Genomic DNA, 26,464 nt, shown 5'->3' on the forward strand with positions numbered 1-26,464 from the left:
AACGGCGGCACGGGCAACCAGGCCGCCGGCATCACCGACCAACTCCCAGCCAACGAGTCGCCATGAGACAGCTGACGATCCCCCGCGCCGCGCCGCCGATGCCGGCCATCCATGAAACGCCGGCCGACCGGCACGAGGCATTGCACGACAGGCACGAGGCGCAGCATGAACGGCACGAGGCGCTGCGCGCCGAAGAGCGCCTGCGCTGCGCCCGCGACGTGCACGACATCGTGCTCCAGGACCTCACCGCCGTGCTGCTGCAACTGCGCGCCGCCAGCGGCAGCGGCGATCCGGCGCAAGTGTCGGCCTGCCTGGCCACGGCGATGCTGGCCGCCGAGCAGGGCCTGGCCAGCGCCCGCGATTTCGTGCGGCGGCTGCGCGCCACGGCGCCGCAGCGGCAGCGTTCCGCCAGCCTGGGCACCACCATCCGCGCGGCGCTGGACACCCAGCCGCTGGCAAACGGCAACCGCGGCACCCGCCTGCGCCTGCAGCTCGACGACGATGCCGTGCTGCCGCCCGCGGCGTGCGAACAGGTGGCGATGATCGTTCGCGAAGCGGTCGGCAACGCGGTCAAGCATGCGCGCGCCCGCACCGTGTCGTGCCGCCTGCGGGTGCGGGCCGGCCGCGTGCAGGTGCAGGTGCGCGACGATGGCAAAGGCTTCGATCCCCACCTGCCCCGCGCCGGCTTCGGCATCGGCGGCATGCATGAACGGGCGGCGCTGGCCGGCGCCGCCCTGCAGGTCGACAGCGCGCCCGGGCGCGGCACGACCGTCCACCTTTCCCTTCCACTCGACGCAGGAGAATGACATGTCCATATCCGTGATGCTGGTCGACGACCACCCCCTGGTACGCCTCGGCATGGCCGGCGTGGTATCCCGCCAGCCCGGCTACGCCGTCACCGCCGAAGCGGCCGATGGCGCCGAAGCCATCGACCTGTACCGCCGCATGCGCCCCGACGTGGTGCTGATGGACCTGATGATGCCGCGCGTCGGCGGCCTGGAGGCGCTGCACGCGATCCGCGAACTCCACCCCGAGGCGCGGGTGGTGATGGTGTCCGGCTCCGACGGCGAGGAGCACGTCTACCGCGCCCTGCACGCCGGCGCCCGCGCCTACCTGCTCAAGGATGCGCCGGAAAGCCAGCTGGCCGAATGCCTGCAGGCGGTGGTGGCCGGGCGCCGCTACGTGCCGCCGGACGTGGCCACCCGCCTCGCCGCGCGCCTGGACAACGATGCGCTGACGGGCCGCGAGCTCGACGTGCTGCGCTTCCTGGCGCAGGGCCTGTCGAACAAGCTGATCGCCCGGGCGGCCGGCATCGCACCCGGCACCGTCAAGTACCACGTGAAGAACATCATGGCCAAGATGGGCGCCTCGTGCCGCACCGAGGTACTGCGCGAGGCCGTTCGGCGCGGCATCGTCGATCTCGCGCACTGAGACGCGGGTCCACCGCGGCGGCCCGGGGGCGGCCTGGTGGCCGCTTGGTGGCGGGAGCGCCATGGGGTACAATCCCGTGCTCCTGATAATTCATTCTCATTTCGATGATCGACCGACCCCGCTTCCGATACCGCCGCGCCACGCGCGGCCGGCTCGCGGCGTGGGCGGTCCCGTTGATCGCCGCGCTGGCCGGCATCATCCTGCTGGTCCAGCTGTTCGCCGCGGCCGCGCACCACGACCACGAACTGGCCGCGAAGTCGCAGCATTGCGTGGCCTGCGCGCTGCATGCCCATCCGGATACGGCACCGCCTGGCACGCCACCCGAAGCGGCGTCGCCCGCCCGGACGCTGCTCGGGATGCTGCCCCCGCTCGCGCGCGCCGTATCGGCCGCGCCGGCAGCTGACCACCTGCTGCCCCCATCCCAGGCACCGCCGCCGTTCCTGTCCTCCCGCTGATACCGGCCGCGCGCTCACTTGCGCCGCGCGGCTCCCACCGTCGACACGCCCGGCTGGCGGTGCGCGCCCGCGCGCGCCGTCATCCCGGGTGACAGGAACACCATGAACCACCACACCGATTCCACGAAACGGCGACTGGCGCTGGCCGCCGCCCTGGCCGCGACCGCGCTGCCGCATTCTTCTTCCCTTGCCGCCGATGCCGGCACTGTCGTCATCGAGGGCCAGCGCGGCGGCTACCGCACGCTGGCCGTGGCCGGCGCCACCAAGACGGATGTGCTGCCGAAGGACTTGCCGCAAAGCGTGCGCACCCTGGCGGGCGAGCTGCTGCAGGACGCCGGCGTGACCTCGCTGGCCGGCGCGCTGGACCTGGCCAGCGGCATCGCCCGCCAGAGCGACCTCGGCGGCCTGTGGGACAGCTACGCGATGCGCGGCTTCACCGGCGACCCCAATTTCGGTTCCGACTACATGGTCAACGGTTTTTCCGCCAGCCGCGGCTACAACGGGCTGCGCGACATCGCCGGCACCCAGGCGGTCGAGGTCCTGAAAGGCCCGGCGTCGGCGCTGTATGGCCGCGGCGAGCCGGGCGGCACCGTCAACATCCTCACGAAGAAGCCCCGCTTCACGCCGCGCTACGCACTGGAAGCGGGCGTGGCCAGCCATGCGACGCGGCGCGTGGCCGCCGACCTCACCGGGCCGCTGTCGCAATCCGTGGCGTACCGCCTGAATGCCGCGCACCAGGGCGGCGACAACTTCCGCGGCCTGCACACGGACCGCGACTACCTTGCGCCATCGCTGCTGTGGATGGCCGGGCCGGACACCACCGTGTCCTACGAAGTGGAAGCGTCGCGCCAGCGCTCGCCGTTCGACCGCGGCATCCCGGTGCCGGATGGCCGCCCCGAGGTACCGGTGGAGAGCTTCCTCGGCGAACCGGCCGATGGGCCGATCACCGTGAAGTCGCTGGGCCACCAGGTGTTCGTCCAGCATGGCCTGGGCAATGGCTGGTCGCTGCAGGGCGGCGCCGCCTACCGCGACAGCTCGCTGGCCGGCTATTCGACGGAAGCCAACGACGTGCTGCCGGACGGCCATACCCTGCGGCGCCAGCAGCGCTTCCGCGACTGGTCCGCCACCGACCGCTCGGTGCGCGCCGAGCTGCTGGGCAGCGCCAGCGTCTTCGGCATGCGGCATGCGCTGCTGGTCGGCGTGGACGCCTACAAGTTCGACGACACCCGCCTCCAGCTGCGCCGCAATCCTTCGGCCGCGAACCCGTACGCGATCGACCTGTATGCGCCCGTCCATGGCGGCACGGCCGCTCCGCTGGCCGTGTCGGTCGATACGCTGGAACACCAGCGCGCCCATGCCGTCTACGCGCAGGACCAGCTTGCCCTGGGCGAGCAATGGAAGATGCTGCTCGGCGTGCGGCACGACCGCTACCGGCAAACCGTGATCAACCACCGCACGGCGGCCGTCAACGCGCAGGCGCTGTCGGCCACCAGTCCGCGCGCCGGCATCGTCTGGCAGCCGACCGGCGCGTTGTCGCTGTACGCCAGCGCGGCGCGCGGCTTCCGCCCCAACAGCGGCATCAGCGTCGACAACCAGGCGTTCCCCGCCGAGCGCAGCATCGCTTATGAACTGGGCGCGAAGGCGGAAACCCGCGGCGGCCTGGCCGGCACGCTGGCGCTGTACCGCATCGACAAGGAAAACGTGCTGACGACGAACCCCGCCAACACCGATTTCGCGATCGCGGCCGGCGAGGTGGCCAGCCAGGGCGTCGAGCTCGACGTGTCCGGCGAACTGGCGCGCGGCGTGCGCCTGTCCGGTGCCTATGCGTACACCGATGCGCAGGTCACCCGCGGCGACGCGGCCATCCCCACCGGCAGCCGCCTACCGAACGTAGCGCGGCACAGCGCCAATGTGCTGCTGGTGGCGGGCAACGCGGTGGCCAGCATCGGCGGCGGACTGTCGTATGTGGGCGAGCGCCGTGGCGACGTGGCGACTTCCTCCGGCTTCATGCTGCCCGGGTACACCACCGCGCGGTTGCTGGCGACCTGGCGCCCGGCGCCGCGGTTGAAGCTGGCCGTCAACGTCGACAACCTGTTCGACCGCCGCTATTACGCCAGCTCCTACAGCCGGCTGTGGGTCGCCCCTGGCAGCACCCGCACCGCCTCCCTGACCGCCACGTACGTATTCTGAGGACAGACGCTTGAACCATTCGAACCGGATCGCCTCGATCGACATCGCGCGCGGCATCGTCATGCTGCTGATGACGGTCGACCACGTACGCGAAACCTTCGTCCTGCAGCACCAGGTGGGCGACCCGATGGACGCCGCGGCGACCGACCCGGCGCTGTTCTTCTCCCGCATCGCCGCGCATTTCTGCGCGCCGATGTTCGTCTTCCTCACCGGCCTGGCGGCCTGGCTGTATGCCAACCCGCCGTCCGGCCCGCGCCATGCCACCGGCTTCCTCGCCAAACGGGGATTGCTGCTGGTCGGCCTGGAACTCACCGTCGTCAACTTCGCCTGGACCGGCTCGCTCGCGCCGTCGACGCTGTACCTGCAGGTGATCTGGGCGATCGGGCTGGCGATGCTGGCGCTCGCGCTGCTGCACAAGCTGCCGCTGCTCCTGCTCGGACTGCTGGGCGCGGCCATCGTGGCCGGCCACGATGCGCTGTCGTTCGCGCCTGAGCCGGGGACGCTGGCCGCGGCGGCATGGACCATCCTCGAACAGCGCGGCTTCCTGCTCGACGGCCCGCCGCGGGTAAAGATCAGCTACCCGCTGCTGGCCTGGGTCGGCGTGATCCTGCTCGGCTATGCGGCCGGCCCCCTGTATGCGCGCGCCATGTCGCCCGCGCTGCGGCGCCGCCGGCTGACCGGCATCGGCGCCGCCTGCCTCGTGCTGCTCGCACTGCTGCGCGGCCTGAACGGCTATGGCGAACCGGTGCCGTGGACCGCGCACGCCGACCCGCTGCGGACCGCGATGTCATTCGTCAATTTTACCAAGTACCCTCCGTCGCTGGATTTCATCCTGCTGACCCTGGGCGTGGGATGCATCGTGCTGGCGCTCGTCGAGCGGCCGATGCGGTGGAGCGGGATTGCCGCCGTGTTCGGCGGCGCCCCGATGTTCTACTACCTGCTGCACCTGTACGCGCTGCTGGTGCTGCAGCGGATCGCCGCCTTCATGCTGGACGTGCCGCGCGCCGACCTCGATCACGTCTGGCAGGTGTGGCTGGCGAGCGCGTTGCTGGCGGTGGCGCTGTACTGGCCGACACGCTGGTTCGGGCAGTACAAGCGCAGCAGCGGCAAGGCGTGGGTGAAGTACTTCTAGCATTGCCGAGGCCGTGTCAGGGTGGCATTGCAGGGGTTTCGAGGAGCCCTGCTCCTCGCCTGCAATGCGGTAATGCCATGCAAGGCATTACTCCATTCCATTGCAGGGGTTTCGAGGAGCCCTGCTCCTCGCCTGCAATGCGGTAATGCCATGCAAGGCATTACTCCCTCCAGGCACCATGACACGGCCTCATCAGCTAACCTGCGTATCCGGAAACGCATTGGTGGGCTTGGCCCCCCACAGCGCATAGAACAGGATGTACAGCTCGCACACGACGGTCAGCAGGAACGACATCTGCAGGCCGTACATGTCGGCCAGCCAGCCCTGCACGACGACGAGGGCACCGCCGGCGATCGCCATGATCAGCAGGCCGGCGCCTTCTTCGGTCAGCGGCCCCAGCCCGCGGATCCCCAGCGTGAAGATGGTGGGGAACATCACCGAGTGGAACAGGCCCACGGCCACCAGCGCCCACATCGCGGTCGGGCCGGAGGCGAAGGTGGCGACCAGCATCACGATGAAGGCGCCGATGGCGGCGCCGGCCAGCACGCGCTCGGCCGGGATCGAGCGCATCAGCACGCTGCCGGCGAAGCGGCCCACCATCATGCCGCCCCACAGCAGGAACAGGTAATGCGAGGCGCCCTCGTGCGTCAGGTTGCCGATGTCCGGCTGCGACACGAAATTGATGAACAGGTTGGCCACGCCGATCTCGGCGATCAGGTAGATGAAGATGGCCGGGATGCCGAACACCAGGTTGCGGTGCTTCCACAGCGAATGGGCGCCGCGCTCTTCCTTCGACACGCGGCGCGACGTCATCGCCGGCAGCGGGTAGCGCGCGATGATCACGGCCAGCAGCACCAGCACGGCCGCCACGATCAGGTAGGGCAGCTGCACGGCCTGCGCATCGGCCAGGCGCTCGGCCTGGGTCAGCACCTGGCCCGCCTCGGCGGTGCCGCTGGTGGAGCGGCCCAGGATCAGGTAGCCGCCGAACAGCGGCGCGAACATGGTGCCCAGCGAGTTGAAGGCCTGCACCAGGTTCAGGCGCGCCGATGCCGTCTGCGGCGGGCCCACCACGGCCACGTAGGGGTTGGCCGCCACCTGCAGCAGCGTGATGCCGCAGGCGATGACGAACAGCGCGACCAGCGTCACGGCGTACGACGGCAGCCGCGCCGCCGGGATCATGCCCAGCGCGCCGGCGGCCATGATGCACAGGCCGACCACCATCGCCTTCTTGTAGCCGACCCGCTCGATCAGCCGCGCCGACGGGATCGACGCGACGAAGTAGGCGATGAACCAGACCGATTCGATCAGCGTCGTCTGTGTATAGCTGAGCTCGAACACGCTGCGCAGGTGCGGCAGTAGCGTGTTGTTGATGACGGTGATGAAGCCCCAGATGAAGAACAGGCTCGCGAGCAGCGAGAGCGCCGACTTGTAGCTGGCAGGCGAGGCGGCCTGTCCATCCAGTGTCGCGCCTGCGGAGGTGATTGGGCCGGCCACGAAGGTTCCTTTGTCGGAGAATAAAAGCACGTATCGTAGGGCCGGGGTTGCCGATTGACCAATTCCATTAATGATGGCCGCTATATCGATTCATGATATCTCGGCCATTATTTTTCCGTCCGGGCGGGCGTTTCGGGCGCCGCGGCGCCGATATTGTTGCGTTCCGTACAATGCGCGGCCGTGCGGCCGGGCCAACAGGTGTATCCTGCGATGAATATCGGCTTTCATGGCGCCAGCGTACCCGCGGGCGCCTTCCATTACCGGACTTTCCATGCCCTTCAGGTTCGCCAGCTTGCGCCCGCCCCCTTGGGCGGCCCTGCGCCCCTACCTGGTGTTCATCCTGCTGTGGCCGGTGGCCGGGCTGCTGATCGCCGGTGCCTCCTGGCTGTTCCTGCTCAACAACTTCAGCCGCGAACTGGCCGCCGCCGAGCACCAGGTGCTGGCCGCCACGCTGAAGGTCGCCCAGGATGGCGCTACGCAGTCCCGGGCCAACCTTGGCATGATCGACCAGGTGCTGACGATGATCCGCGTGCAGTGGCAGGCGCTGGATGGCGCCATGAAGCTCGACCAGTTCGGCAAGATGGTCGATCCGGCCGGCATGCCGCTGCGCATCAGCGTGTTCGACGCGAACGCGCGCCTGCGCATGACCAATGCGAACGGCCTGTGGGCCGCCGACGAGCTGGCCCGGGTTGCCGAGCTGCCCTTCTTCGCTTCCCAGCAGTTGCGCGCCGCGGACGACATGTTCATCGGCATGCCGCTGCCCGACCGGACCCGCATGCGCTACATGGTGCGTTTCTCCCGCAAGCTGCTCGACCGGGACGGCGAATTCGCCGGCGTGGCCGTGGTGTCGATCGATCCCGCCAACCTGATCGCGGAGTACGATGACGGCCACCTGGGCAGCCACGGCTTCCTGGCCGCCGTGGGCAGCGACGGCACGGTGCGCGCCTTCAAGCTGGGCGAGGCATTCCGCCGCATCCAGCTGCTGCCGCCGCCGCTGCAGCAGGCGCTGACCAGCAGCAGCGGCAGCGCATTCGTCCGCGGCGCCGAATTCGGCGACGGGGTCGGCCGCTACGTGGGCTGGCAGGCGGTCGAAGGTTTCCCGCTGATGGTGCTGGCCGGGGCCGACCAGCCGCATGCGCTGGCCCTGGTGCGCGAGCGCGAGCGGGCCTCGCGCCAGACCGCCGTCGGCGCCTCCGTGGCACTGCTGATCTTCGTGCTGGTCGGCATGGCGCTGTCCGGCCGCCTGGCGCTGCAGCGCTACCGGCTGACGGTGGCGCAGGATGCCTACCGCAAGGCCACCGAGGCCAGTACCGAGGGCTTCTTCATCACCGCGCCGGTGTTCGGCGCGAACGGACGGATCGTCGACTATGTCACGATCGACTGCAACGAACAGGGCGCGGCGCTGTCGCACAGCACGCGCGAGGCGCTGATCGGCAAGCGGGTTTCCGCGCTGAGCCGCGAAATCCCCGTCGAACCGGCCGTGGCATTGCTGGCGCAGGCGATGGAGCAAGGCAGCGCCGAGGGCGACATCGAATCGACGTTCGGCGGCGAGACCACCTGCGTGCGCGTCAAGGTGCGGCGCTCCGGCGACGTGCTGGCCGTGACGCTGCGCGACGTGACGCTGGAACGGGCCCACCTGTCGAACCTGGAGCGCAAGAACTTCGAGGATGTGCTGACCGGCCTGCCGAACCGGGCGTGGGTGGGCAAGTGCCTGCCCGAGGCGGTGGCCCGCGCGCAGGCCGGCGGCAGGCTGCTGGCCGTGCTGTTCATCGACCTGGACGGTTTCAAGGCCGTCAACGACACCTTCGGCCACGCCGCCGGCGACGAATTGCTGCGCATCGTGGCGCGCCGCCTGAAGGTGGCGGTGCGCCCGGGGGACCATGTGGCGCGGCTGGGCGGCGACGAATTCATCGTCATCCTGGAAAACCTGAACGGCACCGGCGAGGCGGCGCAGGTGGCGGCGCGCGTGCTGCAGGCCTTCCATGCCGGTATCGCGATCGGCGCGGGCACCGCCAGCGTCGGCGCCTCGGTCGGCATCAGCATGTGCCCCGGCGATGCGCACGACGTCGACACGCTGCTGCGCCACGCCGACATCGCCATGTACGAGGTGAAAACGCGCGGCAAGAACGGCTACCAGTTCTTCGACCCGGCGTTCTACGGGGCGATGCGGCAACGCAAGCAGCGCGAACGGGAACTGCAGGCCGCCATCGCCGCCAACGAATTCGTGATGCATTACCAGGTGCGCGTGGAAGCCGCCACGCAGCGCGTCGCCAGCCTGGAAGCGCTGGTGCGCTGGAACCATCCCACCGCCGGCCTGCTGTACCCGGACGAGTTCATCCCGCTGGCCGAGGAAACCGGCATGATCGTCCCGCTCGGCGAGCTGGTGGTGGACAGCGTGTGCGCCCAGATCGCCGCCTGGACACGCGACGGCTGCGCGCCGGTACCGGTGTCGATCAATGTCTCGAGCCGGCAGTTCAACGAGCGCGACATGCATGCCCTGTTCCTGCAGTCGCTGGAGCGGCACGGCATTCCCGCCGACCGGGTGGAGATCGAGCTGACCGAATCGACCATGATCCGCGACCCGGTGCGCACGTCCGAGCGCCTGCAGGCCATGCACGCGCTGGGCATCCGCCTGCTGGTCGACGATTTCGGCACCGGCTACTCCTCGCTGTCGATGCTGCAGCAGCTCGATTTCGACCTGCTCAAGGTCGACAAGTCGTTTACCCACCGGCTGGGCGGCGACGGCCAGGGGGAAATCCTGTTCACCGCCATCATCACGATGGCCCACGCGCTGGGGATGAAGGTGGTGGCGGAAGGCGTCGAGCGGCCCGAGCAGGCCGACTTGCTGGCGCGCCTGCAGTGCGACGAGCTGCAGGGGTATTACATCGCCTCGCCGCTCGACGCGGTGGGCGTGCAGCACGAGATCCGGCGGCGGCAGGCGGCCATGCACTGAGCGCATGGTGCCGGGCCGCCCGGCGCGCCCCGGCCGCTACTGCTTCGTCCGGGCGCCGGACAGCGCCGCGAAACGCGCCATCTCCTCCTCCGTGAAGCCGGCCAGGCGCCGCGCCTCCAGGTTGAACGGGCCTTTCAGCACCGGCGCGCGGTACTTCTCCACCAGCTCGTCGTAGGTGCCGTAGGGTTCCAGCCCCTGCCCTTCGCATAGCCAGCGGTACCAGCGGTTGCCGATCTCCACGTGGCCCACTTCATCGCGCAGGATGATGTCGAGGATTTCCGCCGCAACGCGGTCGCCCGCCTGCGCCAGCTTGGCGCGCATCGGCGGCACCGCGTCCAGCCCGCGCGCTTCCAGGGTGCGCGGCACCAGCGCCATCCGGGCCGTGATGTCGCCGCGCGTCTTGTGCACCATTTCCCACAGGCTGTCGTGGCCCGGGAAGTCGCCGTACGCGTGCCCCAGCGTGGCCAGGTGGGCAGCCAGCAGCCGGTAGTGAGTGGCTTCCTCGTTCGCCACGCGCAGCCAGTCGGCGTAGTACTGCTCGGGCATGCCGGGAAAGCGCCACAGCGCGTCGAGCGCCAGGTTCACGGCATTGAATTCGATGTGGGCCAGCGCGTGGATCAGCATCGCGCGCCCTTCCGCGGTGGCCATCGAGCGGCGGCCCACGCTGGCCGGCGAGACCAGCTCGGGGCGTGCCGGCCGCCCCGGGATCGCCGGCGAATCGGCCAGCGCGGCGCCGGCGTCGAGCGCACAGGCGCCGTCAGCCCAGGCGGCCGCCATGCGCGCTACTTCGCCAGTTTTCGCGACCGGGTCGGTGTCGAGCAGGCAGCGCAGCGCCCAGGCGCGCAGTTCGGGAGACGACGACGGGTCCGATGACGAAGAGTGGGATGGCGAAGAGCGGGATGGCGGCGTGGGGGATGGCGGCATGCTGGATGACGGCATGGGAAACACCTCGTGCGAAGGCAAAAGGCGGGAGTGTAGCAAAGCCGCGGCAGGCGCGCCGCGGATCGGGGCACAGGGCCCGTGCCGGATGGCCGGCATGGGCCCCGCCGCGCCGTCAGCGCTGGGGAGCGATGCGCAGCACCACGCCGGTATTGCCGCGCGTGGTGCCGGTGGCGTTGCCCAGCACGTACAGCTCGCCGGCGGTATCCTGCGCCATGCCCAGCACCGGCATGCCGAGCGGGTCGCGTTTCGGCGCGATCAGCCGCTCGACCTGGTTGCGCACGCCGAGCGTCATCAGCTTGCCCGTGCCGTCGTCGCCGACATAATCGGCGAAGACGTACTGGCCGCTCAGTTGCGGGATCGAGGTGCCCGTGTAGACATATCCGCCGATGACCGCGCGGCGCAGCGTCGGTTGCCCGACCCCGTCCGAGTGATCGTATTCGGCCAGCGGATCGACCAGGTTGGCCGGGGCGCCGGGGCTGGCCGTGTGGATGAAGCCCGGGGCGCTGCCGTTGGCGTCGAACAGGAAGCTGCCTTCCTTGATGCGCCAGCCGTAGTTGCCACCGGAAACGATGATGTTGACTTCCTCGATCGCGCCCTGCCCCACGTCGCCGGCCCACAGCCGGCCTTCGCCATCGAAGGCCATGCGGAACGGGTTGCGCAAGCCATACGCGAAGATTTCATCGGCGCCCTCGCGGGCCACGAACGGATTGTCGGCCGGGATGCCGTAGGCGCCGTTGGCGGCATTGCTGCCGAGCGGGTCGATGCGCAGGATCTTGCCCAGCACGTTGCCCGGCGCCAGGCTCTGGCCATTGCCTTCCGGCGCGTGGCCCGGCCCCTGGTCGTCGCCGCCACCGCCATCGCCGAGCGAGATGTAGAGCATGCGGTCGGGCCCGAACGCCAGCGCGCCGCCGTTATGGTTGCCCTGCAGCTTGGCGATGCGCATCAGCACGCGCGCGCTGCCCGGATCGACGACCGGGCTGGCGCTGCCCGGATTGGCCACGCGCCATTCGGACACCACGTTATGGTAGGCCGGCGCCGTGCCGGCCGGCAGCGTGGAAAAGTCCGCCGTGCCCAGCGCCGGCTCCGACGTGTACAGGTAGAAGCGGCCATTGGTCGCGTAGTCCGGATGGAAGGCCAGCCCCAGCAAGCCACGCTCGTCGCGCTCGTTGAGCGGCACGAGCCGGCTGGCGACGTCGAGGAACAGGGCCGACGAGCCTTTGGACACCGCGCCCCGCACCGGCGCTTTCACGATCTTGCCGACCTGGTCCACGATATACAGGAAGTCCGGTTCGCCCGGTGCCACCGCGCCGGCGACGGGTGCCGTCAGGCCCGCCAGCAGCGGACGCAGCGACACGCTGACGGCGCTGGCGGGCAGCGTGCCTGGTATCGGATCGGCGATCGGGGTGTTCTGGGCCAGCGCGGCGGGTGCGGCGAGGGTGGCGGCAAGGGTGGCGGCAAAGGTCGTGGTAGCGCAAACAGCGGCGATGGAAGGTGCAAGGGACAGCGGGCGAATAGGTCTGCTGGTCATGGCGGTCTCCGTCTTGGATGTGGCAATCGGGGGAAAACAAGGAAAACCAGGAACTGATGGGTGGCGCGAATGCTGGAAAATCATGCTCCACTACCGCTAGTCACACAAGCATGCTCTGCTGTCCCGTGCGTAAAGTGTCGAGTTTTCGCTGCGTTTTTCCGATGCAATATTGCCTGCGAAGATCCGCTCTTTCCAACGATCAAAATCACGCCCGGTCCGGGCGCAAAAAAGCCGCCCGGAGGCGGCTGATGCATGACCGGCTTATTGGCCAGCTTGTTGGCCAACCACTGGCCAGCTCACCGATCAGCGGTCGTTCTTGTGGCTCTGGCGGCCGGCGGCGGCGTGCTGTTCTGGCGAGCCGCCCTGCGTGCCGCGGCCACCCTGGTTACCGGACTGGCTGTTGCCGCGGTTGCCCGACTGGCTGTTGCCGCTCGAGGCGCTCTGGCGGTTGCCGTCGTTCTTGTGGCTCATCTGGCCGGCGCGGCGTGCTTCTTCCGACGTGAACTCGTGGGCGTTGCCCGAGGCGTGGGCGGCACGGCCGCCTTCCGAGGCGATTTCACGCTGGCGCTGCGGATCCATCGATGCAAAGCCGCGGTTGCTGGTGCCGGACTGGCTGTTGCCGCCGTTGCCCGACTGGCTGTTGCCGCGGTTTTGCGTGTGCTGGTTGTTGCCTTGCGGATTGTTGTTGTTCGAACGATTGGCTGCCATGATGATCTCCTTGTTGAGTTGAACATTCAGATCCTTCATGCGACCTGGTGATGCAGTTCGCTTGAAGGAGCCGCCATGGTAGGCCGGTCCCGCGGGATTTTTTATAAGCCCTGCCCTTACCGGCACGTAGGACTGCGCGCCACGGCCGGGTCGGAACGATCACTCAACGTTTGCAACAGGTGATGCCGCGCGCCCGCGGGCGGCCTGCCGCGGCGTGCAGCCATAGCGGCGCCGGTAGGCGGTGGCGAAATTGGTGGCCGCCGAGTATCCCGCCACCGCGGCCGCGTCGGCCACGCTGCCACCGCGCATCAACACGTCGTGCGCCCGCTCCAGGCGCAGCATGCGCAGGCGCTCGAACACGGAGCATCCCCAGGCGCGCCGTGTCAAGGCCTGCAGGGACACGGGATTGGTGCCGATGGCGCGCGCGATATCGGCCATGGATAGCGCTGATATCGACAGCCCCGGCGTGGACAACCCCGACATGCAAGGCACGGCCGCCGATGGCGCGTGGGTCGGCATGTTCGGCATGTTCGGCAGGGCGTCGCTGGCCGCCGCATGCAGCAACTCATCGAGCCGGCGCAGGCGCCGCCGGTCGATCTCGCGCAGCGCGGGCGTGCCGGGCACGTGCTCACCCACCGCCGCCAGCGCTTCGGCCGCCAGCTCCAGGCAGCGCGCTTCCAGCCGCAGGCGGTGCAGGCCCGGCTCGAACGATGCCGGTTCGAGGATGGCCCGCGCCAGGTCACGGGCCCGTGCGGACGGCGTCCAGGGCTGCCGCGCAAGGTGTTCGCGGCAAAAGGCGCGCAGCGCGGCATGGTCGCCGTGGGCCGCCAGTCCGCCCTCTTCGATCCACTCCGGCGTCAGCGTCAGGCTGACCTTGCGTTCGGTGCGGCCGGCCTGCCAGCGCCGCGCGAACAGGTCTTCCTCGGCCAGGTTGACGAGCGCCCCGCTGGTCCGCTAGGCCGGATCGGCGGAGCGCGGCCCCAGCTGGAAGCGGTGGTGGCCGAACGACAGGTCGGTGGCGCCGTCGACCAGCAGCACGATCTTCACGGCCGGGTCCAGCTGGTTGCTGGTGTCCATGGTGCGCAGGTCGCGCACGCAGGCCGCGTGCAGGATCAGGCCGGGGCGCAGCTTCAGCGTGTCGAACTGGCCGTGCAGCACCTGTTCGTCGGCGGGCGCGCTGTCGTTGAAGGTGTACGCGGCCCCCAGCAGTCCGGCGCTGCGGACCAGGTCGGCCCGTGTCACGTAGCGCATGGTTCCGCATGGGTACCGGGTGCTCCCCGATTTCTTTTCGGACTCAAACATATTCTTATTTTTAACAAATATCCCTTTTGCAATAGTCTGCCACAATTCCCGTTTTTCGCAAATAAGAATCATTCTCAAATGGGGAAGTCCATGAAATCCGCAGTCCTTCGCCGCCGGCCGCTGGCTGGCGCCGTATTTTCCACCTTCGCTACCACCCTCGCGTCCCCCTTCTCCCGCACGCTGGTCACCACCCTCTCCGCCGGCCTCTCGCTTGGCGCCGCCTGCACCGCGCACGCCCAGGACAACGAAGCCCTGCCCACCGTCGTGGTCACGGCATCGGCCCACGAGCAGGCCGTGCGCGACGCCCCGGCCAGCATTTCCGTGCTGACCCGTGCCGACATCGAAAAACGCCCGGTCCTGGAAATGGCCGAGCTGCTCGGCACCATCGAAGGCGTGTCGCTGTCGCGCGGCGGCAACCTGGTGCCCGGCGTGCAGCTGCGCGGGCTGGGCGCCGCCTACACGCTGTTCCTGGTCGACGGCAAGCGCGTCAACTCCACCAGCGCCAGCTTCCGCGGCAACGACTACGATACGGGCTGGGTGCCCACCACGGAGATCGAGCGCATCGAGGTGGTGCGCGGGCCGATGTCGTCGCTGTATGGCTCGGATGCGATCGGCGGCGTGGTCAACATCATCACGAAGAAGGTCGGCAAGACCTGGCGCGGCACCGTGAAACTCGATGCCGTGGCGCCGCGCGACGACGCCGCCGGCGATACCCGCTCGGCCAGCGTCAGCGCCAGCGGTCCGCTGATCCCCGACGTGCTGGGCCTGCGCGTATCGGCCGGCTACGACAGGCGCGATGGCGACGGCCAGGTGAATGCGCCGGTCAATGGCGTGGCGCAGGCCGGCATGCCGCTGATCGCCAACCGGCAGTACAGCGCGCTGCTGTCCTGGCTGCCCGCCGCGGGCCATGAAGTGAAGCTGGGCCACGACACCAGCCGGCGCGACCACGGCGGCTTCATCCTGGAACGCGATGCCAGCTCGCTGAGCCACTCGGGCCGCTACGGCTTCGGCCGCTCGGACCTGTCGATCAACCTGGACAAGACGCAGAACCTGGTCGGCACCGTCACCGGCCAGAAGAACCCGAACGAAGCCCGCAACGACACGGTCAACGGCAAGCTGGTGCTGCCGTGGGAATCGGCCGGCCACACGCTGACGGTGGGCGGCGAAGCACGCCGCGAGAAGCTGCACGATCCCGCCAACGTGACCGGCCTGCCAGGCACGCCGGGCTACCGCGCCGATCCGGACATCGCGGTCCGGCAGGAAGCGCTGTTCATCGAGGACGAGATCGTGCTGCCGGGCGATGTGCGCGTGACCCTGGGCGACCGCTACGACCACCACGAGAACTTCGGCGGCCACCACAGCCCGCGCGCCTACGCCGTGTGGCACGCGGCGCCGCAGTGGACCGTCAAGGCCGGCTGGGCGCGGGCCTTCCGTGCACCGACACTGCTGCAGGGGTCCAGCAACTGGGGTTCGGTATCGTGCGGCAGCGCCACCGTGGGCTGCTACATCATCGGCAGTCCCGACCTGAAGCCGGAAACCAGTACCAGCAAGGAACTGGGCATCCTGTATGAACAGGGCCGCCTGGCCGGCGGCGTGACCGCCTTCCACAACAAGCTGCGCGACATGATCGACATCACCAGCCGCACGTCGGACCGCGCGCTGGCCCCGTCGTATGCCAACTTCAAGGGCTTCCTGCCGGATGGCCGGCCGGTGTTCGCCTACCAGAACATCGCCAGCGTGCGCACCCGCGGCATCGAGGCCAGCCTGCGCGCCACGCTGACGAACACCGTCACGGGCCGTGTCAACTACACCTACACCGACACCAAGAACACCAGCGGTGCGAAGGACCTGCCACTGGTCTACCGGCCGCGCATGAACGCCAACGTGTCGCTCGACTGGCGTCCGGCCGACGCGTGGAGCACGTCCGCCACGGCGCGCTACATCGGAGAGCAATACCTGAACGTGCCCGCCAGCGGCGTGAACATGCTGCGCAAGGGTGGCTATACGGTGGCCGACCTGTCGGCGGCGTTCCGGGCCGGCCAGTACACCGTCAGCGCCGGCGTGCTGAACGTGGCCGACCGGGGCACGCAGCGCGACGTCTCGGCCGACTTCAACGAGGAAGGCCGCCGGCTGTTCCTGTCGCTGCTGGCGAGGTTCTGATGCGGCGCTTCCTCGCAATCGCGGCGCTGGCGGCGCTGTGCTCTTCGGCGCTGGCGGCAGCCGCCGGCCTGCCCCGCTTCACCGGCACGCTGGCCGCGCAGACCCACCGCGAGCATCCGGTGGAACTGGCGCCCGGCGATTTCGTGCAGGGCCTGCTCGCGGGCCAGGGCATGCGCCTGGTGCTGCTCGACCGCGATGGCCAGCGCGCCCGCATCCTGGCCAAGGGCCGGCGCGACGAGCAGGACTTCATGTTCATCGCCGGCGACCGCGGGCCGTACACGCTGGACGTGCGCGCCCCGGTCGCGGGCTCCTACGAACTCCAGTTGACGCGGCAGGTACCCCGCGCGGCGCAGGTGGCACCGGCCGTGCTGCCGGACAGCCCGAGGCTGCGCGCCCTGCGGGACACGCTGGCCGGCGGCGGCGGCACCGAAGCCTTCTGGGCCGAGGCGGCGGCGGGCGGCGGGCCGCTGGTCGAAACGGCGGGCGTGGTCCCAGCACTGGAGAAAGACGAAGTCCTGCTGACGTTCCTGTGGCGCGGCGCCGTCGCCAACGTGCGCATCCTGGGCGCGCCATCGTCCGACCACGATGCGATGGCGCGGCTGGGCGACAGCGATGTCTGGTACCGCAGCTACCGCGTGCCGGCCAGCACGCGGCTGTCGTACCGGCTTGCGCCCGACGTGCCGGACTTCGACGGCACGCCGTCCCAGCGCCGCCGCGCGATCCTGGCGACGGCGCAGCGCGATCCCCTCAATCCGCGCAGTTTCCCCGTGAAGCCGCTGGACCGCTTCGATGGCAATTCGGTGCTGGAACTGCCGGCCGCGCCGCCGCAGGCGTGGGTGGAACCGCGCCCCGGCATCGCCGCCGGCACGGTGGAAACCTTGCGGCTGGCCAGCCGGGAACTGGGCAACGAGCGCGACATCGTGCTGTACCGCCCGGCCGGCTGGCAGCCCGGCGCGGCCGGCAATGCGCTGGTGGTGCTGTTCGATGCCGAGAACCTGACGACCGAGGTGCCGGCATCGGTCATCCTCGACAACCTGGCTGGCAGCGGCGCACTGCCGCGGACCGCGGCCATCCTGGTCGCCAACCCCAGTGCCGAATCGCGCGGCGCGGAATTGCCGCCAAACCCCGCGTTCGCCCGCTTCCTGGCGACGGAACTGATGCCGTGGGCGCGGGCGCGGGGCGTGTACGCGGAGGCGGCGAAGACCGTCATCGGCGGCGCCAGCTACGGCGGCCTGGCCGCTGCCCACGCGGGCTTGCGCCATCCCGAGCTGTTCGGCAACGTGTACAGCCAGTCCGGCTCGTTCTGGTGGTCGCCCGGCCGCGAGGAACCCGAATGGCTGACACGCGAATTCGCCGGCGCGCCCGCGGTGCCGGTGCGCTTCCTGCTCGAAGCGGGCCTGTACGAAACCGGCCGCGCCGGCTCGCCCGGCATCCTCGACACCACGCGGCACCTGCGCGACGTGCTGCGCGCCAAGGGCTACCAGGTGGCCTACCGTGAATTCGCCGCCGGGCACGACTGGTACCACTGGCGCGGCAGCCTGGGGGACGGGCTGGTGGAGCTGCTGGGCAAGCGGTAGCGGTGGCGCTGGTCGGGAAATCGGTGACAGGCTCCAATTTCGATGCCGGGAAAGACCGCTCACCAGGCTCGAATGTCGTTGAGGAAAGCCCACCCAAGTGCAAATTCCGGGGTCAGGATGGAGTGCTGGCATGCATGCCAGCACCGTTGCGCAGGCGCGAAGCATGCTTCGCGAAACCCTGCTTCACCCCGCCGGGTCTGACCCCAGCCCTCCGCCGTTGAGGTGAATGCATGGGCTTTCCCTGCGTCGGCAGCCTGTCTCTGCGTTATTCACGATCATGATAGTCAACATCCAAACTCGAAATTGGCCTTATATCTATCGAGACCGTACCATTCGTCCATCGCATAACGCCAACGACATCGAGAACCGCCATGAACGCCACGATCACCGCCTCCCCCGCCGCCAGCGAACGCCGGTCCGGCTCCGCCATTGCCCGCGCGCTCCGCAACGTGCTTGCCTTCCTCCGCAACGCCATCAAGCAATACGGCGCGCCTTACCTGAACGGCCCGCTGCCGCCGCTGTAACAGAGTCCGGCAGGAGGTCAACCGAAAGCCAGGGTTGCCGCCCTGGCTTTTTTCTTTGCAGAAAGATATTCATTCGGGCAGAAATAAGAAAAACGTATATTTACATGACGCAACAGTGATGACAGGCCTCCAAGAGATATACAAAACACTTATCGCCGGCATGGGAAATCAAAATTGGATCTATATCTGGACGGCGCGTAAGATCCAACCATCGCCAACGCAAACGCATTCAGGAGCATGACCATGACGACCACCACCGCACCGCGCTTCGACACCGCCACCGAAACTTCGGGCTTTTCCCGCCTGGTTTCCGCTTTCCTCGCCGAACTGCGCCGCGCCATCGAACTGGCTGGCGCGCCATACGTGAACGGCCCGCTGCCGCCGCTGTAATCATCAGCCGCCGCAAATGAAAAAGCCTCCGCTCGCGGAGGCTTTTGTTTTACCGGCCCGCGCCGTCAGTGCGCATGCCGCGGCGCCCGCGTTCGGACCGCCGGCATCGGGAACCGCGCCGACTCCACGGCGAACCGGTCGCCATCGCGGCGATTGTCCGGCGCCGACAGCACGCGCGTGATCACGTTGCGCGGCACGCCTTGCGCCGCCATGTACACCCAAGCGTTCGCCGAGCCGCGCTGGGCATCGACCACCAGGCCCTGCCGCACGACGGCTTCCATATCGCTGTTTCTTCTTGCTTGACGCTTCATCATGGCTGCTCCACTGGTTGGGGTCCCGGTTCGATCGCCGGCACCGTCTGCCTTGCCAGCACGGCGAGCTCGGGGCCGCCGTTCCGCAAAGCCTGGATCACCCGCGCGACCAAAGCCTGGTCGGCGAGTCCGTACTCCTGGGCCTTGATGCCCTCGATCTGCAACTGCATGGCGCGCAGCTTGCGCACCGCTTCGGAATCCTCGCCATCGGCACGCGCCGCCTGCTCCAGCAGCACCTCGGTGATCAGCCCGAGCTGCTTGCCGTACGATGCCACTTCCTCGAATGCGCGCCGTTCGATGCGCGCATTGCCGGCCCCGGGCCGGATCAGGTTCTGGAACCAGGTAATGTCGGGATCGATGGCTTGCGACACGGCGCCGCTGAACGGGAAGTAGAACTGCGGTGCCAGGTGGAAGCACAGGAAAGGAATCATCTGCCAGCCTTTTAATTGTTGAATGACGGAAGCGGCCCCGGACAGGCGCTGGTAGCGCTCGCCGCGATGTATTCAACATGGTAGCGTCTGGCAGATAAAAAACTGTCATCGATTGTAACCACTGCCTGCCGGAAACAGCCCGGCCGTCAATTCCGCGCCGGCTCGGCGGCCGGCATGCGCGGCGGTACCGTGCCGTTGAGCCAGTAGTCGCCGATCATCCGTTCGCGGAAGATCGCCGGGTTGTGCGACGCGGCCGTGCGCGCGTTGCGCCAGTGCCGGTCGAGCCGCCGCGCCTCGCTGGTGGCCGATGCGCCGCCCACGTCGAACAGCAGCGTGCTGGCCTGCAGCACCAGGTCGATCACCACCTGCTGCGCCTGGAACGCCTCGATCTCGACGGCGGCATACAGCGCATCGTCCGCGCTGCCGGCCCGGGCGCGCTGCCAGGTGTCCTCCAGCGTGCGCGCGACCGTGCCAACGAGGCTGTCGGCCGCATACGACAGGCTGGCGATCCGCCCGACCACGCGCTGCACCAGCGGATCCTCGCGCGGGCTCGACTCGCCCGGCACGTCGAAGGCGCGCGTCTTGCGCTGCACGAAGGCGATCGCCTCGCGCAGCCCGGCGCGGGCCGCCCCGGCCATGCTGGTCAGCAGCACCAGTTGCAGGAAGGCCTTGTTGTACGAGGCCGGCACCGTGCCGTCGAAGCGCCGCACCACGTGCTCGTCGCGCAGCCGCACGTTGTCGAATACAGTAGTGCCGCTGCCGGTCATGCGCTGGCCGAAACCGTCCCAGTCGTCCAGGCGGGTCACGCCCGGCAAGGTGGCGGGAAAGGCGATGCTGGCCAGCTGCTCGCCATCCTTCGCCGTCGCCACGATCCAGTCGGCGTAGATGGTGCCGGTGCTGTAGAACTTCTTGCCGTTCAGCAGCCAGCCGTCGCCATCGCGGACGATGGTGGTGCCGATCGTGGTGCTGGCGGACTGCTCGGCCATCGCGTAGCCGATCAGCGCCCCGTCGGCCACCTTGGGGAACCAGAATGCGCGGGTGGCTTCGTCCTCGTGGTTCAGACGGCTTTCCAGGAAGGAGAAGTGACCGCGCAGCAGGTGCGAGACATTCGAATCGGCGGTCGCCAGGTCCAGCAGCAGCGTGAAGAACTGCGGCAGTGTCGCGCCCAGGCCCCCATAGCTGCGCGGGATGCGCAGCGCGCCGAAGCCCGCTTCGCGCAGCAGCCGTACTTCGTCGAACGGCAGGCGGCGCTGCTGCTCGCGCTCGACGGCGCCCAGCGCGATGCGCTCGAACACCGGCCGGAAACGCTCGCGCAAGGCCTCGGTGGTCCATTGGGCGGCCGTTGGAGCCGGCTCCGGCCGGTATGCGGCCGGGTGGAAAGATGCGTGGATATCGCTCATGGTTTCTCCGTTCAACGGAATGCGTACTGGATGCCGGCGTACACGCCGAAGCCTTCGCCGGGCGCCGAACGGCGCTGGTCGGTGCCCGCGTCGTTGTAGGCCGGCGCCACGCTCGATACATAATGCTTGTTGGCCAGGTTACGCAGGTCGACGAACACCTTCCAGCCGTCGCGCGGATGGTCGTAGCCGACGCTGGCGTTGACGATGCCGTAGCCATGGGTGCGGAACGAGTTGGCGTAGTCGACATCGATCCGCGACGCCGCCTGCACCGACAGTCCGCCGTAGAAACCGCCCGGGTGCTCGTACTGCAGTTCGCCCTGGTAGAAGCGTTTCGGGATTCCCGGCAGCGTATTGCGGCCGAAGCGGGCATCGTTGCGGAAATAGAAGTCGTTCAGCGTGAACGACTGGCGCGCCGACAGCCGGCCCGCCGCGCCGCCCTCCCACAGCTGCGATTCGAGCCCCGCCTCGATGCCCTGGTGGACGGTGGGCGTGGCATTCGACTCGGCCGTGATCGCCGCCGATGTCGCCGAGGCGGGAATCACCTCGACCGACAGCAGCTCGTTTTTCACCAGCGCGCGGTACACCGACAGGCTCCAGTTCGAGTCGAAGGCGCGGCCGCGCGTGCCCAGTTCCACGCTGTTGGCCTTCTGGTCCTTCAAGTCCAGGCCGCGCCGCGACAGGCCGGTGGCGGGGCCGGTCGTGAAGGTGGGCGGAATCGTCAGGAAGGCCCAGGAGTTCGGCGGCTCGACCGAGCGGCTGACGTTGCCGAACACCTGGATCTCGTTGTCGAAGGTGTAGCGCAGCCCGGCACGCGGCGCCAGCGCCGTGGTGCTGCGGCGGTACGGTTCGTTCGTGACCGGATACACCACTTCCGTATAGCGCTTGGTCTTGATGGCGGAAACGCCGGTCGTCAGCCACAGGCCGGGCGCCACTTCCAGGTCGTTGCCGGCATGGAGCACGTGGTCTTCGCCATCGTACTCGGCGCGCCGGATCAGGGTGCCGACCGGCAGCGCGGCGGTGGCCGCCGCCGGGATGCGCACCCGCGTATCGAGCCAGCCATGGTTCAGGTGACTGGTCGACAAGGCGCCCACCCTGGTTTCGCTGCGCTTGCCGAACAGCGTATCGCGGCGCGCGTACTGCAGCGAGAACGAGGTGTCGGCGAAGCCCCAGCTGCCGACATTGACGGCCAGTTGCTGGTCGATCGGGTAGTCGTGCACCACCAGGCCCGCCTCCAGCGACGAAGCGTCGTCGATGGTCCAGGTGGTCTTGTTGGCCAGCCAGCGCGAACCGGGCTGGTTGCGGTGCGCGTTCTGCGCAACGGCGACCGGGTTGGCCTGGCGCGGGTCCTGTTCCACCTGCGCCACGGTCAGCGCGCCCGGTTGCCAGTTGTCGGTCTTCCGGTAGCGGAAGTAGAAGCGCGTATCCAGGTTCGGGGCGATCCTGTAGCCGAGGTTGCCGATGAAGCCGCGCGACTCGCCCTGCGACAGCGCCTGGTAGCCATCCCGCTCGGAGGCGATGCCGGCCACGTAGTAATCCCAGTCGCCGATCGCGCGGCCCGAACTGACGGCCACTTTCTTGTAGCCGAAGCTGCCGGCCTCCACGCGCGCCTCGAAGGGCGCGGCATCGCGGCCGGTCCGCGTCACGTAGTTGATCGCGCCGCCCAGCATCAGCGCGCCCGCGTCGAACGCGTTGGCACCGCGCAGGATCTCGGTGCGCGACAGGCCGAGCGGCTCGAACAGTTCATACGGCGTGCCGCCCGGCCCCGTGACGGGCAGGCCGTCGAACAGGAACAGCGTGCCGGAACGGAAGAAATTGGTGCCGCGGTTGATGGCCGAACCGCGGATCGAGATCTTGATGCCGTCGGTGCCGCCGGCCGCCTGGGCATACACGCCCGGCTGGAAGGCCAGCACGTCTTCGTTGGTGAACACGCGGCCCCGCTCGACCCGCTCCTGGCTGACGACGCTGACGCCGCCCGGTACCTCGTCCAGCCGCAGCCTGGCGCGGTCGGCGCCGTTCAGGGCCTTGCCGGCGACGTGCACGGTACCGGCCATCGCGATGCCGGATTCGGCTTCCGCCGCCGCGCTCGCGGCAGCCGCGGCCCCGGCCACCTCGGCCTGCTCCGCCATGGCGACGGCCAGCGCGGGCGCCGCCTCCACGGCGGCAACGGCCGCGGCAACCGATGCCGCGTGCGCCGGTGCCAGCATGGCGCACAGGGCCGCCGCCGCCGCCGCGCTGGCGGTCAGCGCGCCGCGGCCTCTGTTGTTCCGGTTCTTCTTCTGGGTGTTCGACTCTGCCTGGTACACGTGCGGTTCTCTCTTTCGATGGATGCGATGGGAATGGTGAATCGCAAGTTACCGAACCGTGCCGCGTTGCACAAACAATCAAAAGTGGAATCGATATGAACGCCGCCGATATATGGATCGGCGGCTCCGCACCGCTTTGCAAAGTAGCCGTGCACGTTTTCGATATCCATATTCGGAACGCTTCGTTGTCATTCGCGCATGGATAACTATCATGGTGGCGTGATAGTGACCGGAGGGACCGATGAATTTCCAGCAGCTGCGCTTCGTGCGCGAAGCCGTGCGCAACAACCTGAACCTGACCGAAGTGGCGGCCGTGCTGTACACGTCGCAGTCGGGCGTGAGCAAGCAGATCAAGGACCTGGAGGATGAACTGGGCATCGAACTGTTCGTCCGTTCCGGCAAGCGCCTGACGGCGCTGACGCGTGCCGGCGACGGCGCGGTGCAGATCGTCGGCCGCATCCTGCAGGAGACGGAAAACCTGCGCCGCTATGCCAGCCAGTATGCGGGCGTGGACAGCGGCCGCCTGGTAATCGCCGCCACGCACACGCAGGCGCGGTACACGCTGCCGAAAGTGGTCGAGGAATTCAACCGCGCCTATCCGAAGGTCACGCTGGAACTGCACCAGGGCACGCCGCGCCAGATCGCCGCGATGGTCAGCGAAGGCGACGCCGACATCGGCATCGCCTCCGAGGCGCTGGACGCGGCGTCCGCCGTGCGGGCATTCCCCTGCTTTACATGGAGCCACCGCGTGGTGGTGCCGGCCGGCCATCCGCTGCTGGCGCGCACCCCGGTCACGCTGGCCGACATCGCCGCCCACCCGCTGATCACCTACAACGAACAGTTCACCGGCCGCAAATGCGTGGACGCAGCGTTCCGGCAGGGCGGCCTGGTGCCCGACCTCCGGCTGACGGCGATGGATGCCGACGTGATCAAGACCTACGTGCGGCGCGGCCTGGGCATCGGCATCGTCGCCGAGATGGCGCTTGACGACCTGGCGCAGTCCGGCCTGCACGTGCTGGAGACGGACGGCGAACTGTTCGGCTCGTGCACGACGATGCTGGGCGTGCGCAACGGCGTGTTCCTGCCCAGCTTTGCCTACCGCTTCATCGACATGTTCGCGCCGGGGCTGCAGGTGGCGCCGCAGTAGCTGGCCTCCTGCAGGTGCCCGGCGTGGTGTACCGGCCGGCCTGGCCTGGGCAACGATGAGGGGACCGGTTCGCACGATAGCGGCGCGGCCTCCATCTCACCCAGCCAGGTAAAGATCTCCCCCGTGCGGATTGCGCGGAACTGTTCAGGCGCGGCCTATTGCCGTTTCGATGCCATCGGGTCGAGCTTCCGTTCGACCGGCAGACGCAAGGTCAGGCGCGTGCCGGCAGCATCCGACTCCAGCATGATCCCCGCACCGATCGAGGCCGCCCTGCGCAGCTGGTTACGCAGCCCCTTGCCCTCCTTGCCCAGCCCCGCCTCCAGCGAAAAACCCACGCCGTTGTCGCTAATGACGACCAGTACGGCATCGGCCTCGACACAGGTAGTGACGCGCACTTCCGTCGCTTCCGCGTGCTTGACGATATTGGCGAATCCCTCCTGCAGGATGCGCAGGATGTGCAGCGCATTGCGGGGATCGATCCATTCGATGACCGGTACATTCTGCACCTCCCAGCGCAGGTTGATGCCGGCGCTCTCCAGCCGCGGGCCCAGGCGGAATCGCAATGTCGCCAGCAGCAGCAGCAGGTCGGCCTGCACCGGCTCCATCGAGTCGATCGTGAGCTTCAAATCGTCGATGCAATTCTTCAGGATGTCGGCGACCATCGCGGGATCGGTGTGGCCGCGCTCCACGGCCAGCAGCGCGGTGAGCAGCGAAGAACCCATGCCGTCGTGCATATCCTGCGTCAGGCGCTGCCGTTCATCGTGGAGGGTCTGGACAAGGGCGATTTCACGCAGCCTGCGGTGGCTTTCCTGCAGTTCATCTTCACGCTCCTGCAAGCGCTGCTGCAGTCCGGCATTGACCAGCCTGACGCTGTCGTTGGCTTCCAGGAAGCGGCGATAGATGATGTACATGAAGATCAGGAAGGCGCCGATGTTGTTGTAGGGGCCCAGATAGATGTTCTCGATATCCACGTAATTATTCTGCAGGAGCCAGTCATAAACACCCAGCAATAGCCCGACAATGCCCCAGATACTGAGCAGCAGGCCATCGTTCGAGTGGCTGCGCCAGCATTGATAGCCACCTACGGCTCCCACTGCGGTGCCAACGAACATCAGGACGATGTAGGCCAATGGCGCCAAGGTATAGGCATCGAGAATGGTTGCGAACGTCGGCAAGGTAATGACCGCAACGCAGGCGGTGACCGTGCAGACTGTCCGATCCAGCCAGGGCACGGGGTGCCGATGGAGATGGTTCAGGAAGAAGTGGGTGACGAGTACCATCCAGAAAATCGCATTGATGGTCAGCCAGGTAAACCATTCATCGCTGACCGGCAGGCGACTTTCACCCACGTGGTAATGCAGGGTGCGCAGGAACGAGGCAACCGATATGGCGAAGAACAGCAGGTAAATGGTTTCGCTTCGCAGGCGCAACCATACGAAGAAGGAAAACACGCCGACGGCCAGGAAGGCTGCGCTGCTGGTATAGGGCAGTTGTACCTGCACCAGGTAGCGCGCCCGGTAGCGCCAGTTCAGGGCGTCGGAGCCCAGCCAGACCGTGGAAATGCCACCGCCGGACGTGCTGGGACGCTCTATGCGCAGGAAAATGGTCCGTGGCGGCGGGACGTTCGATGTGTCGGCCAGTGCGATCCAGAGGGGAATGTTCCAGCCGTTCCAGTAGGTATTCTGGTGCGACTGGTACAACAGCCGTTTGTCGCCATACACGGCGATCTGCCCATCGGTTTTCCAGCGCGGTATGTACAGGTAACCTGGCGTGGCGGAAGCCGGGAAGGCGGGGACCTGCAGGCGATACCAGATCACCACCGTTGCCGGGCCGGTCGAGCTGTCCTGGCTGGCCAGCGGAGTAAGCTGGCGAATCAGCGCATGTGGCAACGCGACCCTGCGCCACTGGCCCCGCAACTGGTCGACGTCAATTTCATAGGGCGGGTCGGAATATCCGCGGCCCCCGGCGACCATGATGTCAGCCTCGGTCAGGTGCAGGGGCATTTCGGCCCGTGGTGCCCCGGCTTGCGCCCACGCGAGGCGAAACAGGCTGCACAACATCATCACGGCCAGCACCCGTCGCATCG

The 26,464-nt window shown here is 68.3% G+C and carries 22 protein-coding genes; 11 read left to right on the top strand and 11 right to left on the bottom strand.

Features of this window, described 5'->3' with window-relative positions; all coding sequences use genetic code 11:
• Positions 1 to 62: 62 nt before the first annotated feature.
• The 5 genes from OU994_RS18995 to OU994_RS19015 all read left to right on the top strand — a co-directional run bounded on the left by OU994_RS18995 (position 63) and on the right by OU994_RS19015 (position 5,208).
• Positions 63 to 806 (top strand): sensor histidine kinase, encoded by a 744-nt coding sequence (locus OU994_RS18995; RefSeq protein WP_281607170.1) that lies wholly within the window; start codon positions 63 to 65, stop codon positions 804 to 806.
• A gap of 1 nt (position 807) precedes the next feature.
• Positions 808 to 1,431 carry a response regulator transcription factor gene (locus OU994_RS19000; RefSeq protein WP_281607171.1) on the top strand — a complete coding sequence of 208 codons (624 nt, stop codon included), beginning with the start codon at positions 808 to 810 and terminating at the stop codon, positions 1,429 to 1,431.
• Between the two features lie 104 nt (positions 1,432 to 1,535).
• Entirely contained in the window at positions 1,536 to 1,886 is a 351-nt protein-coding gene (locus tag OU994_RS19005; RefSeq protein ID WP_281607172.1) for a hypothetical protein, read from the top strand.
• Between the two features lie 102 nt (positions 1,887 to 1,988).
• Positions 1,989 to 4,076, top strand: a complete 2,088-nt coding sequence (locus tag OU994_RS19010) for a TonB-dependent siderophore receptor (RefSeq protein ID WP_281607173.1) — start codon at positions 1,989 to 1,991, stop codon at positions 4,074 to 4,076.
• 10 nt (positions 4,077 to 4,086) lie between these two features.
• Positions 4,087 to 5,208, top strand: a complete 1,122-nt coding sequence (locus OU994_RS19015) for a DUF1624 domain-containing protein (protein WP_281607174.1) — start codon at positions 4,087 to 4,089, stop codon at positions 5,206 to 5,208.
• Positions 5,209 to 5,400: 192 nt separating this feature from the next.
• Here the strand turns inward: OU994_RS19015 and OU994_RS19020 are convergent, their stop codons facing one another.
• Complete coding sequence (locus tag OU994_RS19020) at positions 5,401 to 6,702, bottom strand: sugar MFS transporter (RefSeq protein ID WP_281607175.1); 1,302 nt, start codon at positions 6,700 to 6,702, stop codon at positions 5,401 to 5,403.
• A gap of 271 nt (positions 6,703 to 6,973) precedes the next feature.
• On the opposite strand from OU994_RS19020, the gene OU994_RS19025 reads away from it, so the two are divergent.
• Complete coding sequence (locus tag OU994_RS19025; protein ID WP_281607176.1) at positions 6,974 to 9,655, top strand: EAL domain-containing protein; 2,682 nt, start codon at positions 6,974 to 6,976, stop codon at positions 9,653 to 9,655.
• Between the two features lie 36 nt (positions 9,656 to 9,691).
• Here OU994_RS19025 and OU994_RS19030 read toward each other — a convergent pair whose 3' ends face one another.
• The 5 genes from OU994_RS19030 to OU994_RS19050 all read right to left on the bottom strand — a co-directional run bounded on the left by OU994_RS19030 (position 9,692) and on the right by OU994_RS19050 (position 14,084).
• Positions 9,692 to 10,594 carry a ferritin-like domain-containing protein gene (locus tag OU994_RS19030; RefSeq protein ID WP_281607177.1) on the bottom strand — a complete coding sequence of 301 codons (903 nt, stop codon included), beginning with the start codon at positions 10,592 to 10,594 and terminating at the stop codon, positions 9,692 to 9,694.
• A 115-nt stretch (positions 10,595 to 10,709) separates the two neighbouring features.
• Positions 10,710 to 12,125 carry a sorbosone dehydrogenase family protein gene (locus tag OU994_RS19035; RefSeq protein WP_281607178.1) on the bottom strand — a complete coding sequence of 472 codons (1,416 nt, stop codon included), beginning with the start codon at positions 12,123 to 12,125 and terminating at the stop codon, positions 10,710 to 10,712.
• A 303-nt stretch (positions 12,126 to 12,428) separates the two neighbouring features.
• Positions 12,429 to 12,833 carry a KGG domain-containing protein gene (locus OU994_RS19040; RefSeq protein WP_281607179.1) on the bottom strand — a complete coding sequence of 135 codons (405 nt, stop codon included), beginning with the start codon at positions 12,831 to 12,833 and terminating at the stop codon, positions 12,429 to 12,431.
• A 159-nt stretch (positions 12,834 to 12,992) separates the two neighbouring features.
• Entirely contained in the window at positions 12,993 to 13,457 is a 465-nt protein-coding gene (locus OU994_RS19045; protein WP_281607180.1) for a helix-turn-helix domain-containing protein, read from the bottom strand.
• A 330-nt stretch (positions 13,458 to 13,787) separates the two neighbouring features.
• Complete coding sequence (locus OU994_RS19050; RefSeq protein ID WP_281607181.1) at positions 13,788 to 14,084, bottom strand: hypothetical protein; 297 nt, start codon at positions 14,082 to 14,084, stop codon at positions 13,788 to 13,790.
• 141 nt (positions 14,085 to 14,225) lie between these two features.
• Between OU994_RS19050 and OU994_RS19055 the strand changes: the two genes are divergently transcribed.
• The 4 genes from OU994_RS19055 to OU994_RS19070 all read left to right on the top strand — a co-directional run bounded on the left by OU994_RS19055 (position 14,226) and on the right by OU994_RS19070 (position 18,786).
• Positions 14,226 to 16,295 (top strand): TonB-dependent receptor domain-containing protein, encoded by a 2,070-nt coding sequence (locus tag OU994_RS19055; RefSeq protein WP_281607182.1) that lies wholly within the window; start codon positions 14,226 to 14,228, stop codon positions 16,293 to 16,295.
• Positions 16,295 to 17,872 (top strand): enterochelin esterase domain-containing protein, encoded by a 1,578-nt coding sequence (locus tag OU994_RS19060; RefSeq protein WP_281607183.1) that lies wholly within the window; start codon positions 16,295 to 16,297, stop codon positions 17,870 to 17,872. The genes OU994_RS19055 and OU994_RS19060 overlap by 1 nt, the downstream gene beginning before the upstream one ends.
• A gap of 371 nt (positions 17,873 to 18,243) precedes the next feature.
• The gene (locus OU994_RS19065) at positions 18,244 to 18,396 is read left to right on the top strand and encodes a hypothetical protein (RefSeq protein ID WP_281607184.1); all 153 of its coding nucleotides are present in this window, start codon (positions 18,244 to 18,246) and stop codon (positions 18,394 to 18,396) included.
• Between the two features lie 243 nt (positions 18,397 to 18,639).
• On the top strand, positions 18,640 to 18,786 hold the full coding sequence (locus OU994_RS19070) for a hypothetical protein (RefSeq protein WP_281607185.1): 147 nt from the start codon (positions 18,640 to 18,642) through the stop codon (positions 18,784 to 18,786).
• Positions 18,787 to 18,851: 65 nt separating this feature from the next.
• On the opposite strand, the gene OU994_RS19075 is transcribed toward OU994_RS19070, so the two are convergent.
• The 4 genes from OU994_RS19075 to OU994_RS19090 all read right to left on the bottom strand — a co-directional run bounded on the left by OU994_RS19075 (position 18,852) and on the right by OU994_RS19090 (position 23,231).
• A complete protein-coding gene (locus tag OU994_RS19075) occupies positions 18,852 to 19,100 on the bottom strand; it encodes a hypothetical protein (RefSeq protein WP_281607186.1) in 249 nt (82 codons plus the stop codon).
• Positions 19,097 to 19,528, bottom strand: coding sequence for a hypothetical protein (locus OU994_RS19080; protein ID WP_281607187.1), 432 nt, complete (start codon positions 19,526 to 19,528; stop codon positions 19,097 to 19,099). The genes OU994_RS19075 and OU994_RS19080 overlap by 4 nt, the downstream gene beginning before the upstream one ends.
• Positions 19,529 to 19,674: 146 nt before the next feature.
• Positions 19,675 to 20,928, bottom strand: coding sequence for an acyl-CoA dehydrogenase family protein (locus tag OU994_RS19085; RefSeq protein WP_281607188.1), 1,254 nt, complete (start codon positions 20,926 to 20,928; stop codon positions 19,675 to 19,677).
• A gap of 11 nt (positions 20,929 to 20,939) precedes the next feature.
• A complete protein-coding gene (locus OU994_RS19090; protein ID WP_281607189.1) occupies positions 20,940 to 23,231 on the bottom strand; it encodes a TonB-dependent receptor domain-containing protein in 2,292 nt (763 codons plus the stop codon).
• Positions 23,232 to 23,472: 241 nt separating this feature from the next.
• Between OU994_RS19090 and OU994_RS19095 the strand changes: the two genes are divergently transcribed.
• Positions 23,473 to 24,378 (top strand): LysR substrate-binding domain-containing protein, encoded by a 906-nt coding sequence (locus OU994_RS19095; protein WP_131145566.1) that lies wholly within the window; start codon positions 23,473 to 23,475, stop codon positions 24,376 to 24,378.
• 155 nt (positions 24,379 to 24,533) lie between these two features.
• On the opposite strand, the gene OU994_RS19100 is transcribed toward OU994_RS19095, so the two are convergent.
• A complete protein-coding gene (locus OU994_RS19100; RefSeq protein WP_281607190.1) occupies positions 24,534 to 26,462 on the bottom strand; it encodes a sensor histidine kinase in 1,929 nt (642 codons plus the stop codon).
• Positions 26,463 to 26,464: the final 2 nt, after the last annotated feature.

Source organism: Pseudoduganella sp. SL102, assembly GCF_027856995.1.
Classification (GTDB): Bacteria; Pseudomonadota; Gammaproteobacteria; order Burkholderiales; family Burkholderiaceae_D; genus Rugamonas; species Rugamonas albidiflava.

Coding starts and splice junctions, on each gene's coding strand:
- OU994_RS18995 (WP_281607170.1), top strand. CDS start 63: ATGAGACAGCTGACGATCCCCCGCGCCGCGCCGCCGATGCCGGCCATC.
- OU994_RS19000 (WP_281607171.1), top strand. CDS start 808: ATGTCCATATCCGTGATGCTGGTCGACGACCACCCCCTGGTACGCCTC.
- OU994_RS19005 (WP_281607172.1), top strand. CDS start 1,536: ATGATCGACCGACCCCGCTTCCGATACCGCCGCGCCACGCGCGGCCGG.
- OU994_RS19010 (WP_281607173.1), top strand. CDS start 1,989: ATGAACCACCACACCGATTCCACGAAACGGCGACTGGCGCTGGCCGCC.
- OU994_RS19025 (WP_281607176.1), top strand. CDS start 6,974: ATGCCCTTCAGGTTCGCCAGCTTGCGCCCGCCCCCTTGGGCGGCCCTG.
- OU994_RS19030 (WP_281607177.1), bottom strand. CDS start 10,594: ATGCCGTCATCCAGCATGCCGCCATCCCCCACGCCGCCATCCCGCTCT.
- OU994_RS19035 (WP_281607178.1), bottom strand. CDS start 12,125: ATGACCAGCAGACCTATTCGCCCGCTGTCCCTTGCACCTTCCATCGCC.
- OU994_RS19040 (WP_281607179.1), bottom strand. CDS start 12,833: ATGGCAGCCAATCGTTCGAACAACAACAATCCGCAAGGCAACAACCAG.
- OU994_RS19050 (WP_281607181.1), bottom strand. CDS start 14,084: ATGCGCTACGTGACACGGGCCGACCTGGTCCGCAGCGCCGGACTGCTG.
- OU994_RS19055 (WP_281607182.1), top strand. CDS start 14,226: ATGAAATCCGCAGTCCTTCGCCGCCGGCCGCTGGCTGGCGCCGTATTT.
- OU994_RS19060 (WP_281607183.1), top strand. CDS start 16,295: ATGCGGCGCTTCCTCGCAATCGCGGCGCTGGCGGCGCTGTGCTCTTCG.
- OU994_RS19065 (WP_281607184.1), top strand. CDS start 18,244: ATGAACGCCACGATCACCGCCTCCCCCGCCGCCAGCGAACGCCGGTCC.
- OU994_RS19070 (WP_281607185.1), top strand. CDS start 18,640: ATGACGACCACCACCGCACCGCGCTTCGACACCGCCACCGAAACTTCG.
- OU994_RS19075 (WP_281607186.1), bottom strand. CDS start 19,100: ATGATGAAGCGTCAAGCAAGAAGAAACAGCGATATGGAAGCCGTCGTG.
- OU994_RS19080 (WP_281607187.1), bottom strand. CDS start 19,528: ATGATTCCTTTCCTGTGCTTCCACCTGGCACCGCAGTTCTACTTCCCG.
- OU994_RS19085 (WP_281607188.1), bottom strand. CDS start 20,928: ATGAGCGATATCCACGCATCTTTCCACCCGGCCGCATACCGGCCGGAG.
- OU994_RS19095 (WP_131145566.1), top strand. CDS start 23,473: ATGAATTTCCAGCAGCTGCGCTTCGTGCGCGAAGCCGTGCGCAACAAC.
- OU994_RS19100 (WP_281607190.1), bottom strand. CDS start 26,462: ATGCGACGGGTGCTGGCCGTGATGATGTTGTGCAGCCTGTTTCGCCTC.